Origin of the sequence: Sulfitobacter sp. W027, assembly GCF_025143985.1 — a bacterium.
In the GTDB taxonomy this organism is placed as follows: Bacteria; Pseudomonadota; Alphaproteobacteria; order Rhodobacterales; family Rhodobacteraceae; genus Sulfitobacter.
The window spans coordinates 106841-119353 of record NZ_CP083565.1; the positions used below are offsets into that span (position 1 = coordinate 106841).

Consider the following 12513-nt stretch of genomic DNA (forward strand, 5'->3'; position numbering starts at 1 on the left):
GAACGTTGATGGGCACGTTGTTAATATCTAGGCCCCCGGCATGCGGCGTTCCGCCATTGCCGCAAACCAGCTGCAGCCCACGGGAATGATCTCGTCGTTGAAATCATACGAAGGATTGTGAAGGTCCGCGCTGTCGCCGTTGCCGATAAATAGGTATGCGCCGGGACGCTCCAAGAGCATTTCGGAAAAATCCTCTCCGCCCATCGTTGGCTTCAGATCGCGCTGCGCCACACCGGCGACGGCGATGGCGACATCTGCGGCAAGATCTGCTTCGCGTTCGTGGTTGACCAGCGCAGGCGGGCCGGAGAGATACTTGACCTCCGCCACCGCGCCGTAACCAGTGACAGTTGCCGTCGCCAGCGCATCGATGCGGGCGCGCACCTTGCGCTGAACCTCGGGTTCGAAGGTGCGGACGGTGCCGCGCATGTGAACGGAATCGGGGATCACGTTGTAGGTATCGGTTTCGGTGCGAAAACCGCAGACCGAGACCACGACATTGTCCAGAGGATCTATGTTGCGGGAGGCGATGGATTGCAACGCCACGACGATTTGCGAGGCGACCAAGGTCGTATCGATCCCCTTGTGCGGCATGGCGCCGTGGCCGCCCGTGCCGCGCACGATGATCTCGAACTTGTCGGGCGATGCCATCTGAGGCCCGGTTCGGACCGCGAATTGGCCTAAGGGAATGCCTGGCATATTATGCATGCCATAGATTTCTTCGATGCCCCAACGTTCCATCAATCCTGCGTCGATCATCGCTCGCGCGCCACCGCCGCCCTCTTCGGCCGGTTGAAAAGCCAAAACCACGCGGCCGTCGAAATTCCGTGTCTCCGCCAGATATTTTGCCGCGTCCAGAAGCATCGATGTATGGCCGTCATGCCCGCAAGCATGCATTTTGCCCGGAACGGTCGAAGCATGCGGCAGATGGGTTGCTTCATGGATCGGAAGGGCGTCCATGTCGGCGCGGAAGCCGATGGTTTTGCCCGAGATGTTCGACCGGCCGTGGATCACCCTACCACGCCGGTTTCCCCGACTCCGGTCACGACCTCGTCGCAGCCGAATTCCTTGAGCCTTGATGCGACAAACGCCGCTGTCCGATGTTCCTCAAAGCGCAATTCGGGATGCGCGTGGATATCACGCCGCCAGGCCGAGATTTCCGGCTGCATTTCGGCAAAGCGGTTCAAGACTGGCACCGTGATCCTCCATACAAATTTTGCGCCAGACTGCGCCGAGTTGCCCCCGGTGGTAAGGTGCCTCGCCACGCCATTCTCGGCGATGTTGTCCAAGTCACTCGGCTTTGGAAGGGAGGGTCCGGGCGACTCTCATCAGTTCCGCCAAAACAAGCTTTTCAGCGGGCAGGGCCTGATGATGGCTGCGCCGCGCAAGGACAATTTCGCGCTTCCAGCGAGTTTCGGGCAGGGGCAGGGGGCGGACCAGCCTGTTCTCCTCCTCGAGCGCAAAGATCACTCGCGTCATCATTGTGAGGTACTCTCCGGAATGGACCATAGATTTCAGTGTATGCACGGAATTTGTCGCAAGCGCAGGGGTAGGAGGCGTCAGTCCGTTGCGGCGAAACAGGGCATCGAAGCCGACCCAGATGGCATTGCCTTTCTCGGGCAGTATCCAACGCTGGCTGGTCAGGTAGGACAGCGTCAGCGCGTCTTGTCTGAAAACCGGATGGTCGGGGTGGGCGAGCACGCAGACTTCTTGCTCACAAACCGGGGTGACGATCACGTCCGAGGTGAAATCGGGATTGATACTGCCAATTATGGCAAAATCGACCCGCCCGCTGGCGACCGCCTCCAGCATTTCATCGCCCGCGCCCTCAACGACCTGCACTTGAATCTCCGGCGCCAGCCGCGCGATGGTGCCCAGGGTGGGGCGCAGAAGCGTGGTGATCACGCTAGGAACAAGCCCGATCCTGACGAACCCCGCGGCAGCGCCATTGAGCATGCGAATTTCTTCGATCACCCGTGAAGTTTCGAACTCCATCATTTCCGCGTGGCGCCTCAGGGTCTCGCCGAAGGACGTGAGGGTCATTCCCCCCGCATGCCGGTGAAACAGCGGCGCTTGCAGCGTTTCTTCTAGGCGGCGCAGGGAGCGGCTGAGTGCGGGTTGCGTCATTCCGATACGTTCTGCCGCCGCGATGATCGAGCCGGCCTGGGCGATGGACAGGAATACCCGCAATTCTCTGTGATTCAGTAGCATTACAAAATGTTATGTCCGCGGCGTGAAAAAGCAATAGGATTGCAGGTTGTGGCCCTGTCTAGTGGGAGAAACACTCGATATTGGAGCCGCCATTGCTTCCTTCAGTGATAAATCATGCCGAGAAAGTATACCTCGACTACACGCAGACCGAGCTTGATCAAGCCTATGCGCAGGCCGAGTGGGCCTCGAATATGAACGGCATACTCGCCAGTTGGGCTCGGCGCGGCGCGGCCTGCCGGGGCCCGCGCGCGGGCTACCGTGAGGCTCCCTATGGCCCGGCGCCATGCGAGAAAGTCGATGTCTTCGAAGTCGAGGGCCCCGTGGTGCATCTGCATATTCACGGCGGTGCGTGGCAACGGCAATCGAAGGAAGATTGCAGCTTTATCGCATCGGCAATGCGGGCAAGGGGCGTGCCCTTCGTGGTGCCGGAATTCGGCAAGCTGCCCGAGTACCGCATGCCACAGGTGCTGGACCAGATTGCGCGCGCGACCCTATGGACCTATGAGACCTTCGTTGCCTCGGGCCGTGCAGAAGGCCTGGTGATCTCCGGCCACTCATCGGGAGCGCATATGGCGGCGTTGCTTGCTTCTTACGATTTTGGCGACGCCTTGCCGGTTTCCGCGCTTAGGGCGATCTTTTGCATAAGTGGCTCTTATGATCTGGAGCCCGTGTTGTTGAGCGCGCGACGCCAATACATCGACCTTGATGACGCGGAATGCCAGCGTCTTAGCCCGATTCAGAGAGTGGCGCAGATGCGCCTTCCAATTCATCTGCTCTTCGGGACCGAAGAATCCCCCGAGTTCATTCGGCAGTCCGTGTCCTATGCCGCAGTGCTTGCCTCAGGCGGCCGACTGGCTTCCTGTGAAGCTATTACCGGCGCGAACCATTTTGAAATGGCCGACCAACTGGGCCGACTGGAGTCGCCGGTGGGGCAAAGGTTGGAAGCTTTACTAGGTATGCCGCACAAGGCCTCAGATGCCCCCGCTGCGCAGGCCGGAAACGATGGTGTTAGCAAAATCAACAATGAAAATGATCAGAGGAGGAGAAGACGATGAAACTGTTCCAAAAAGGGGCGCTGGCCGCCTATCTCGCGCTGGCATTGACGGGTGGCGCCCTTGCGCAGTCCGGCCCTGTTGCCGTCGGTACCCTGCCGCAGGGTTCCTTGGGCTATTCCATTGGTGCCGGGGTCGCACTGGTGGTGTCCGAAAATACCGATGTAAATATGCGCGCCGTCGGGCAGGGGGGCTCATCCGTATTCATCCCCGCGCTGAACCGCAGGGAGATTGCTTTCTCCACTTCTAATACTTTCGAAGCCGTATTTGCCACCGAAGGCCGCGGCAATTTTGACGGCAACGCGAACCCCGAAGTGCGGGTCGCCGCCATGCTGCAGCCTTTCGAGGTCGGCATCATGGTGGCCGCCGATAGCGAGATACAATCCCTCGAAGATCTCCGCGGCAAACCCTTTCCGGTCGGCTATGCCCGCCAACAGCTGGTCGGCGTCATGCAAGATGCGGTGCTTGAGGCAGCGGGCATGAGTTCTGCAGATTTGGACGGCGTGCCTGTTCCTAACTTTGTCGAAGGAGCTAACCTTTTGGCACAGGGGACCGTTGCGGGGGTGATGCTGGCACCTGGGTCCGGGGTTGTGCGCCAAACCATGGCGCAACTTCCGGTGCGTTTCATCACAGTGATTGACGGTGAAGATGCGGCGAAGTCGGTCGCAAAGTCGCTGCCCGGCAGCTATGTTGGACGGGTTGAACCGAGTGATCGGCTGCCCGAGATCACAGAGCCGGTTGACCTAATCGGCTATCAATATGCTTTGCTGACCCATGCGGGTGCCGAGGATGATCTGGTCTATAAAGTAGTGAAAGCACTTTACGAGAACAAGGACGCGCTTGCCGAAACCCACGGCTCCTTCCGTCGGTTCAATCCGCAGGACATGGCGCTCACAGTGGAGGGAGCAATCTACCACCCAGGCGCAGAGCGGTTCTATCGTGAGGTTGGTCTGCTTGAATGAGTGATATCTTATCGAAACAACAGCAGGCAGCGGGGCGGGGTGCCGACATGGCGGCCTCGGTGCTTGGCATCGGTATGGTGGGGCTCGCGGTTCTCTGGGCAGCGGGGCTTCACCGCATGCTGCGGCTGGCGATCTATACCGAGCAGTTCCTCGCCGCCATGCTGGGGCTGGCGATCGCCTATGTTTTTCTGACAAAGCCGCTGCGGCACGTGCCACGGGCGATCGCCCGCCCCCTTGATATAACACTAGCCGGAATTGCGCTGGCCGGGGGGGCTTGGGTGGCACTGCGTTATCCGGAACTTTCACTAGCGGCGGCCATCGATCCGGCCGCGGCGCTTTGGGTTTCTCTGGCGGTCCTTCTGACATTGCTGCTGGCGCTTTACCGCGTGGCAGGTTGGCCGCTTACGGGCGTTGTTCTGGTCTTCGGCGCCTATGGTCTCTGGGGCGCGGCATTGCCCGGTCAGTTTCAAGCACTTCCGATCTCACCCGCGCGTCTATCAGCGCAGCTTGCGTTGGACACCGGGGGCATACTGGGCACCCCGCTGGCCATCGCGGCCACGGTGGTAGTAGTCTTCGTGGCATTCGGACGGCTGCTCGATCATCTAGGCGGCGCAGCCTTTTTCACGGATCTCGCTGCCGCCTTGATGGGTCGGTATCGCGGTGGGGCCGCAAAGATTTCCATCGTCGCCTCTGCTCTTTTTGGGTCCATTTCCGGCAGTGCCGTATCGAATGTGGCGACAACCGGTGTCATCACGATACCCCTGATGCGCAAATCCGGGTTCAAAGCAGAGAACGCCGCAGGGATCGAAGCCGTGGCCTCCACGGGCGGGCAGCTCACGCCGCCGGTCATGGGTGCGGCCGCTTTTCTCATGGCCGAGTTCCTGAATATCTCCTACGCCGAAATCGTCATCGCGGCGCTCATACCGGCCGCGCTTTATTATCTTGCGCTTTTTGTGCTGGCGGATCTGACCGCCGCGAAGGAGGGGATTTCTGGCATGCCCGCCGAGGACCGCCCCCGGATTGGCGCCGTGCTGCGCGCGGGCTGGGTCTTTGCCTTGCCCTTCGCGGCGCTGATCTGGGCGCTCTTCGTGCTCAACTATCAACCCGCGACCGCGGGGCTGGTTGCATCTGCCATCCTCCTGGTGGTGGGTCTGGTATTGCCCGCGGCCCGATCGGCCCTGCGCCCGGACAAGCTCATCGGGGCCATCGCAAAGGGCGGCGCGGGTTTTGCGCAGATCGTCGTGATTACCGCTGCGGCGGGTATCGTTATCGGGGTGCTCAACGAGACTGGTCTCAGCTTTGGTTTGACCTCCTATCTCGTCGGTTTTGCCAAGGATGAGATCCTTACCTTATTGTTCCTCGCGGCGGCGGTCTCCATTGTTCTGGGCATGGGCATGCCAACGATCGCCGTTTATGTGCTCTTGGCCACGCTCGTCGCACCGGCACTGACCCGCTTGGGCATTGAGCCCATCGCCGCGCATCTCTTCGTTCTCTATTTCGGGATGATGTCGATGATTACGCCTCCGGTGGCCATCGCTGCATTTGCCGCTGCCGCTCTTGCAGATGCAGGGCCGATGCGCACGGCGGTTGCGGCGGTACGCTTTGGCTGGCCGGCGTTCGTTCTGCCCTTTGCCTTCGCGTACAACCCGGCCCTGTTGCTCTCGGGGACGCCGTCAGAAGCACTCATAGCCGTCATTCTTACCGCGTCAGGGGTGATTCTGGTGACGGTGGCCTTTGCGGGCTACTTCAGCAAGCCTCTCGGGCATCTTTCGCGGATCGCTGCGGGTATCGCTGGCGGGGCCATGATCTTGGGAACCGCGATATTCTGACAGGTGGCGAGACGGTCAATCTTTTTGCCGGAAACCTAGGTCCACTGCGTCCTGCCCGTTAACGGTCCCGCTCAGCGGGGGAAGGGCGCCAATTCTATGGCCACTCGGACAACTGGTTTTCAGAGGTCGGCTCGACGTGAAAGGGCGACTGCAACTTGTTTTCCGATAACAACCTCCTGCAAGCTGAACGCAGAATCCTGTCTAAGGAAATTAATTGTGCCCAGAACCTTACCGCTGCGGACGACGGGAATATTTAGCACGGCATTCAGCCCCAACCCCAGAATGGTTTCATGGTCCGAAAAGGCCCATTTGATATCCTCTGCGCCGAAACCGTTGTTCACCTGCTGTTGGATCAGCACCTTTTCCCCCCATGCTGTATCGCGCTTTGGCTTGCGTCCGTTGACGGGGTAGATGTCAGGCAAGGTGGAATGGAGACGCTCTACCTCCATCGTCTCGGTATGAAAGCGCATGGCTGTGAAAAGCTCGTTGTCGATGGTGTTGGCACAAAGGCCGAGTGCCTTTTTCAATGAAATGTCTCGATCTGCAATACGCATACGTATGCCAGCTATCATGGTGTCATTCCTGTTTCTGCGGTGCCGGCCCGCCGGGGATCAGCAACGGCGGTAACGCCAGCGTCCTCGCGCAGCGCAACGCAAATGCCGCCGGCCATCCAAGTCCGGGCGGGCCAAGGGGCAAGGTCATGGCCGCGCGCCGTAAGGCGATCAACGTGATGTTGTGGCAGGTCTTCTTCAAAGAGCACTTTGTTGGGGTGAACATCATGGGGCGCGAAACTGCCGGGGAAAGCATAGGACGCGACCCGAGGTGCGCGCACGGCATCGCTGGGCGTCATTTCGAGGTCCAACAGATTGACAAGCACTTGCGCCATGGCCTGCACCTGTACATCGCCGCCAGGCGTGCCCATGGCCATCCAAGGCTTGCCGTTCTTCAGTCCCAAGATGGGGTTCGGCGTGAGCCTTGGCCGTTTGCCCGGAGCCAAGGCATTCAGGTGTCCGGGAATGGCGCGGCTTTGCGATCCGCGTGAAGAGACCGAAAGCCCGGTGCCCGGGATCACTACCGTGTCATAGCTGGGGTCGCTTGGGGTGGTAGAGAAGATGTTTCCAGCGCCGTCGATCACGCTGACATGGGAGGTGTCCGCACAGCCCGTTTCGAAAACGGCTGCCTTGCCAGAGTGTGAGGCGTGGGGAATGGCCGGGGCTGGCAGAGGGTCGGATTTTTCGCCGATGCTCGCAAGACGTGATGCCAAAAACTCAGCCGAGAGAAGGGTTTCCGGGGCGATTTTCATAAATCGAGGGTCTGTGATATGGGCTTCGCGGTCGGCAAAGACGCGTTTCAGGACCTCTAGCAGGAAATGCAGGTCAATTTGCCCGTCATGCTGTACCGCTTCGGGGCCTGCAAGTTCGAGCATCGCCAAGGTTTCGGCCATCGAGATGCCTTGGCACCATGCACCGCAGCAGTGAATCTCGGCGCCTCGGAAGTTCACCGCATATGTTGGCTCTTCGCGCACGTCATAGTCGGCCAAGTCATCGGCCTGCAACAGGCCTCCATTGGCGGCGTGAAAGTCTGTGATGCGTTTGGCGATTGGCCCGGTGTAAAATGCGGCCCGCGCGGCGGCGAGGCCGTCTAGCCGGTTGCCGCCTGCTGCACGTGCATCGGCCTCGGCGTCGATCAGGGTTTGCAGGGTTGTGGCGAGATCGCTTTGCCGAAAAACCTCTCCGACCTGCGGGGGACGACCATTTGGCAAGAAAATTGCTGCCGTCGAGGGGAAGCGCGCATATTTTTCAGCGCGGGAGGCGACGAAATCTGCAAATAGTGGGTAGACCTCAAACCCTTCGCGCGCGGCGTGCAGGGCCTCTGACGACACATCAGCAAAGCTGCGTGTGCCGTGCTCTGCCAGGGCTTTAATCCAACTCGCCGGGGCGGCAGGTATGATGGTTCGCAACAGCCCTTCAGGGACATGGTCGCCATGATTGCGCTGCATGGTTTGCACATCGGCGGCACGGGGCCAGACGCCTACCCCGTCGATGCTTACGACCCGCGCATCTTCGGCCCGGTAGAGGATGATCGGTGCCACTCCCGCAAAGGAGACGAGATCAGGCTGTACCACGCCAAGTGCGATGCCTGCTGCAACGCCCGCATCTACCGCGTTGCCGCCCGACTCTAATATGCGCCGGGCTGCGCCTGTGGCGATGGGATGACCTGTTGCCACTGCCCAATTGTCGTTCATCGCTATGTCCCTCAGTTTTGGTATATCCCCTATGACTATAATTTAACTACGTAGTTGACAAGTGTATTGGCAGTTGTTCTACCATAGTAATCATGGATTCTGCGTCTGATAAACTTTCGCTAGCGCCACTTATGGCAGCTTGGGATGCTTTGGAGCCCGAAGGTAAAGGGCGGCCGAAATATCTTCGGCTGACCGAGGCGTTCACCACCTGCATTCAACAAAGCACCTATGCCACGGGCGGGCATTTGCCCGGTGAGACCGAGATTGCAGCGGCGCTGCCGATCGGTCTGTCAACGGTGCAAAAAGCCCTGTCGCTATTGGTCGAACAGGGGCTGATCATCCGCCGCCGAAAGCTTGGAAGCTTCATCGCCGACACCCGCCATCAGGTGCCCGAGGTGCATGTCTACCGCTTTCGCGATCCCGCAACCGGAAATTGGAAAATGCCCTATACCCGAGTGGTCGATATCGAGCGGGTACCGACAGCCGAATTCGGGTCGCTCTTGTTCGGCTTTGAGGCGGAGCAGGTGATCCGTATTGACCGGCTTGTCTGGGTCACGGGATCACAGCCTGCCTATGGTACAATGTTTCTGCACTGCGCCCATGCCGAATCCTTCCTGAAACGCTCGCTGGAGGAGCTGCATGGTATTTCCTACCACCGCATGCTTTGGGAAGATTTCCGGATCAGAACGGCTTCCGTGCGGCACAGCTCAAGAGCCGATCTGCTCTCTCGCCAAGCCTGCGCGCATCTGGACCTCGCAGCGCCTCATGTGGGGATGATCTGGGATGCCTATGAGCATGACAGCCAAGATACCTTGCAACTGATCCAGCGCTTTGAACTACCCCGCGGCCATCGTCCGATGGAAATCGTGGAGACCAAACCGGGATTCTAATCCGGGACGCACTTAAACCAACAGTGGAGATAACATGAAACGTACTCTTTTGATGACCACCGCAGCCATGATGCTGGCCGCCGCACCCGCCTTGGCGGAATGGAACCCCGATGGGCCGATCCGGCTCTGGATCGGCTATGGCGCAGGCGGCGGGACTGACGTCCAAGGGCGCACCCTTGCCAAGGAAATAGAAGCTAAACGCGGCTGGCAGGTCATCCCCGAAAACAAGGCTGGCGATGACGGCACAGTCATGTCGGCGCAACTGAAAACCGAAGAGCCCGACGGCCAGACCTTAGGTTTTGCGATCACCACAACCTATGATTTCGCCCCGATGAACAGCGACAACCTGTCACCTGAAGATTTTACCTATATCACCACGACTGCCGGGTCGCAGATGGCAGTTCTGGCGCGCGCTGAAAGTGGTTGGAAAACGCTCGACGACCTAAAGGCGGCTGCTGCGAATGAGCAGATCGTCTGGGCCAACTGGGGCACACAGGTCGAGGCGGGTGCCGAGATCGTGGCCCGGGCCTTGGGTATCGAGGTTAACCATCTGCGCATGAAGGGTGGCCGTGGCACGCTGAACGCGCTGGTATCAATGGATGCCAATGTCGCCTGGGGCGGCGGCGTGCAAAAGCCGCTGGTTGAAGCAGGCGAGCTGGTGATCCTTTCGTCAGCCGAGACAGGGCCAGTAGCCTTGGCGCCCGAGATGCCGACGCTGATGGATCAAGGGATCGATCTGAACCTTGGGTACCAGTACATCATCACCGGCCCCGCAGGCATGCCTGACGAAATCCGCGAAGAGATTGGCAGTGTGATTGCCGAGATCCTCGCTGATCCGCAGAGCGAGACCCGACAGTTCATTGAAAAGCAATATCCGCCAGCGCCCATCGTGACACAGGGCGAGGCATTGCGTGAGCAAATCCTGTCGACCTATGAGGCAAACGTCACGATGATGAAAGCCTTGGCCGAGTGAAGCACCGTTCCGTGCAACCTAACGAAGGCGCCCCCTCCGGGGGGCGCTGGAATATTTGGCTTGGGGTCGGCACGCTCGTGCTCATTGCCCTCTGCCTCTTCGTCTGGTTCCCGCGGGACATCAGCAGCGGCTTTCTCAAGAGAAGCCTGACCGGCAATACCATCCCCGGTGATGCCTTCTTCCCCGTTTTGCTGGTCTCATTGATGGTGCCACTGGCTCTTTTGCTGATCGCAGGAGCGCTGAGTGGCAAGGGGCAGGGCGAGGCTGTTGGGCGTGTCAGTCTGCACAACTTGTTGTTTCTCCTCTATGCGGGCCTAGCCACCGGCGCGTCGCTCGCTTTGATGGCCTTGGGAGGGCCAATGGTGGTTTGGGTCAGCAATGCAACGGGCCTGTCCGATTTCACCAGCTACCGCGCCGCCTCAGGCACATTTCCTTACAATGTCTCTGGGTTCCTTCTGGGCGGCACAGCGCTAAGCGCCAGCTATATCTATATCACCCGCCGCAGGCTCCGGGCTCGCGACCTGCTGGTAGCGGTACTTTCAACAGCGTTTCTGATCCTGATTTTTGCGGGATTGCTCGACAATATCCAATTGCCTCCGAACGCCGACCTCTGAAGGATATCCCTTGGACCTTTTGCTGCAATATTTAGCGCTTGGAATTAGCTCCGTCTTTACCGCGGCTGATGGCAGCCTTTGGCTAATGCCGATTGCCATGGTGCTGATCGGGGTGGTGGTCGGCATCCTTGTTGGGGCGACACCCGGTCTGTCGGGGCCGTTTGCAATGGCCATTGCGCTGCCGGTTTTGGTGTCAATATTTGGCTACGGGAACGAAGCGCTTTACCCGGTTCTTGGCTGCCTTCTGGGGATTATGAAAGGGGCGACGGTGGGTGGTGCTGTTCCTGCAATCATTTTCAATACGCCCGGGACGCCGGATGCCTTTCTCACCACGGTGGACGGCTATCCATTGGCGCAAAAGGGGCAGGGCCGCCGGGCAATCCAAACAGCGCACTTCGCCTCTGTCGTTGGAGACAATTTTTCCGATTTGGTTCTGTTTATTGCCGCGCCTGTACTCGCGGTGGCGGTCGAGCGGGTCTTGGGTCTGCCCGAAAAATCAGCCCTTATCATTCTGTCGCTTTGCTTCATGGCAGCAGTTGTCGGCAAGGCCCCGTTAAAGGGTTTGATCGGCGGCCTGTTGGGCATGTTCGTTTCTTTGGTCGGCACGACGATGTCGGGGGATGGCCCTCGGATGACCCTTGGCATCCCGGAACTGGGCGGGGGGCTTCCGCTGACCTCCTGTGTGCTTGGCGTGCTCGTATTGTCCGAAGTGTTGATTTCGGTCGAAGACATGCGCCGCGGCCGCGGCCGCGCGACCAGCCCCGTCAAGACGCCTGAAATGGGGCCGAGGCTTACCTGGGGTGAACGCTGGCGCATGATGCCGGCCATCCTGCGCGGCGCTAGCATTGGCACGATGATCGGGGCGCTTCCGGGCATTGGCACGACCACCGCAGCGACTTTGTCGCATGACACAGCCAAGCGGCGCTCCAAAACGCCCGAGGCCTTTGGCAAGGGCGCGATTGAAGGGGTGGTCGCAACAGAGTCTGCAAATTCGGCTGTGTCCGGGGCGAACCTGATCCCGGTTATGAGCCTTGGCATTCCGGGCAATTTCGCGGCTGTCTTTATCATTCTCGCGGTTGAGACGATCGGGGATTTTGCCTTTGGTCCGCAGGTCTTTCGCTTCACACCCATCAAGGAAATTGAAGGGTTCGACACCATCATGAACCGCGATTTAGTCATGGCCTTTGGACTGTTTACGATGATGGTCATTGCGAACATCTGCAATTGGAGTGTCGGCGGCTTCCTGATGGGGCAACTGGGTCGCCTTATTCACATCCCCAAGGACGTCATGCTGCCGGTGATCCTGACGGTTTCGCTAACAGCGGCCTATGTGCAGGATGGCGGATACGTCGGGCTTCTGAGCGCCTGTGCATTCGCCGTCATCGGGTATTTCCTGCGTCGTTTGGGGGTTTCGATCCTGCCCTTCGTGATCGGCTTTCTGCTTGCGCCAGCGCTAGAAGGGCTGATCCGCGGCAGTTTCACCGCATCCGGCGGTGACCCCCTGTTCTTGCTGAAGTCTCCGATCAGCGTTGTGATGCTGGCGCTATCCGTATGGCTGCTTGTCCGCATGTTTCGCCAATGCCACGCAGGCGGAGAAGTGTAGCGCCGATCCGCGCCGTCCAATACGGAATGCCAAATTGGATCGGCCAGTTAAGCGAGGGATTAAGTCGAGCGGAGGATAAAGTGAATCGTATCGAATGCGTGGGAAATGCGATCTGCACATTCATACCGCTAGGGTCT

General features: G+C 59.5%; 10 protein-coding genes and 1 pseudogene. 7 read left to right on the top strand and 4 right to left on the bottom strand.

The window, feature by feature from the left end; all coding sequences use genetic code 11:
- Window positions 1-27: 27 nt before the first annotated feature.
- Together K3759_RS17130 and K3759_RS17135 are read right to left on the bottom strand one after the other, a co-directional pair.
- Window positions 28-1193, bottom strand: a pseudogene (locus K3759_RS17130) (M20 aminoacylase family protein).
- Between the two features lie 94 nt (window positions 1194-1287).
- Window positions 1288-2208, bottom strand: a complete 921-nt coding sequence (locus K3759_RS17135; protein WP_259985721.1) for a LysR family transcriptional regulator — start codon at window positions 2206-2208, stop codon at window positions 1288-1290.
- Between the two features lie 92 nt (window positions 2209-2300).
- On the opposite strand from K3759_RS17135, the gene K3759_RS17140 reads away from it, so the two are divergent.
- From K3759_RS17140 to K3759_RS17150, 3 genes are read left to right on the top strand one after another with little or no spacing between them, the layout of a single operon-like run.
- Window positions 2301-3263, top strand: coding sequence for an alpha/beta hydrolase (locus K3759_RS17140; protein ID WP_259985723.1), 963 nt, complete (start codon window positions 2301-2303; stop codon window positions 3261-3263).
- Complete coding sequence (locus tag K3759_RS17145) at window positions 3260-4222, top strand: TAXI family TRAP transporter solute-binding subunit (protein WP_259985724.1); 963 nt, start codon at window positions 3260-3262, stop codon at window positions 4220-4222. The genes K3759_RS17140 and K3759_RS17145 overlap by 4 nt, the downstream gene beginning before the upstream one ends.
- A complete protein-coding gene (locus K3759_RS17150) occupies window positions 4219-6051 on the top strand; it encodes a TRAP transporter fused permease subunit (protein WP_259985725.1) in 1833 nt (610 codons plus the stop codon). Before K3759_RS17145 ends, K3759_RS17150 begins: the two co-directional genes overlap by 4 nt.
- Window positions 6052-6170: 119 nt before the next feature.
- Here K3759_RS17150 and K3759_RS17155 read toward each other — a convergent pair whose 3' ends face one another.
- Both K3759_RS17155 and K3759_RS17160 read right to left on the bottom strand, forming a co-directional pair.
- Window positions 6171-6623 (bottom strand): GAF domain-containing protein, encoded by a 453-nt coding sequence (locus tag K3759_RS17155; RefSeq protein ID WP_259985726.1) that lies wholly within the window; start codon window positions 6621-6623, stop codon window positions 6171-6173.
- On the bottom strand, window positions 6620-8296 hold the full coding sequence (locus tag K3759_RS17160; protein WP_259985727.1) for a gamma-glutamyltransferase family protein: 1677 nt from the start codon (window positions 8294-8296) through the stop codon (window positions 6620-6622). The genes K3759_RS17155 and K3759_RS17160 overlap by 4 nt, the downstream gene beginning before the upstream one ends.
- A gap of 131 nt (window positions 8297-8427) precedes the next feature.
- Between K3759_RS17160 and K3759_RS17165 the strand changes: the two genes are divergently transcribed.
- The 4 genes from K3759_RS17165 to K3759_RS17180 are packed head-to-tail and all read left to right on the top strand — an operon-like array spanning window position 8428 to window position 12376.
- Window positions 8428-9186, top strand: coding sequence for a GntR family transcriptional regulator (locus tag K3759_RS17165; protein WP_259985728.1), 759 nt, complete (start codon window positions 8428-8430; stop codon window positions 9184-9186).
- Window positions 9187-9220: 34 nt separating this feature from the next.
- Entirely contained in the window at window positions 9221-10159 is a 939-nt protein-coding gene (locus tag K3759_RS17170) for a tripartite tricarboxylate transporter substrate binding protein (RefSeq protein ID WP_259985729.1), read from the top strand.
- An 11-nt stretch (window positions 10160-10170) separates the two neighbouring features.
- Complete coding sequence (locus tag K3759_RS17175) at window positions 10171-10773, top strand: hypothetical protein (RefSeq protein ID WP_259985730.1); 603 nt, start codon at window positions 10171-10173, stop codon at window positions 10771-10773.
- A 10-nt stretch (window positions 10774-10783) separates the two neighbouring features.
- Complete coding sequence (locus K3759_RS17180; RefSeq protein ID WP_259985731.1) at window positions 10784-12376, top strand: tripartite tricarboxylate transporter permease; 1593 nt, start codon at window positions 10784-10786, stop codon at window positions 12374-12376.
- The last annotated feature ends 137 nt before the right edge of the window (window positions 12377-12513 follow it).

Excerpts from the sequence above, each read along its gene's own strand:
- K3759_RS17165 (WP_259985728.1), top strand. The coding sequence starts at position 8,428 with ATGGCAGCTTGGGATGCTTTGGAGCCCGAAGGTAAAGGGCGGCCGAAA.
- K3759_RS17170 (WP_259985729.1), top strand. The coding sequence starts at position 9,221 with ATGAAACGTACTCTTTTGATGACCACCGCAGCCATGATGCTGGCCGCC.
- K3759_RS17160 (WP_259985727.1), bottom strand. The coding sequence starts at position 8,296 with ATGAACGACAATTGGGCAGTGGCAACAGGTCATCCCATCGCCACAGGC.
- K3759_RS17155 (WP_259985726.1), bottom strand. The coding sequence starts at position 6,623 with ATGATAGCTGGCATACGTATGCGTATTGCAGATCGAGACATTTCATTG.
- K3759_RS17150 (WP_259985725.1), top strand. The coding sequence starts at position 4,219 with ATGAGTGATATCTTATCGAAACAACAGCAGGCAGCGGGGCGGGGTGCC.
- K3759_RS17135 (WP_259985721.1), bottom strand. The coding sequence starts at position 2,208 with ATGCTACTGAATCACAGAGAATTGCGGGTATTCCTGTCCATCGCCCAG.
- K3759_RS17145 (WP_259985724.1), top strand. The coding sequence starts at position 3,260 with ATGAAACTGTTCCAAAAAGGGGCGCTGGCCGCCTATCTCGCGCTGGCA.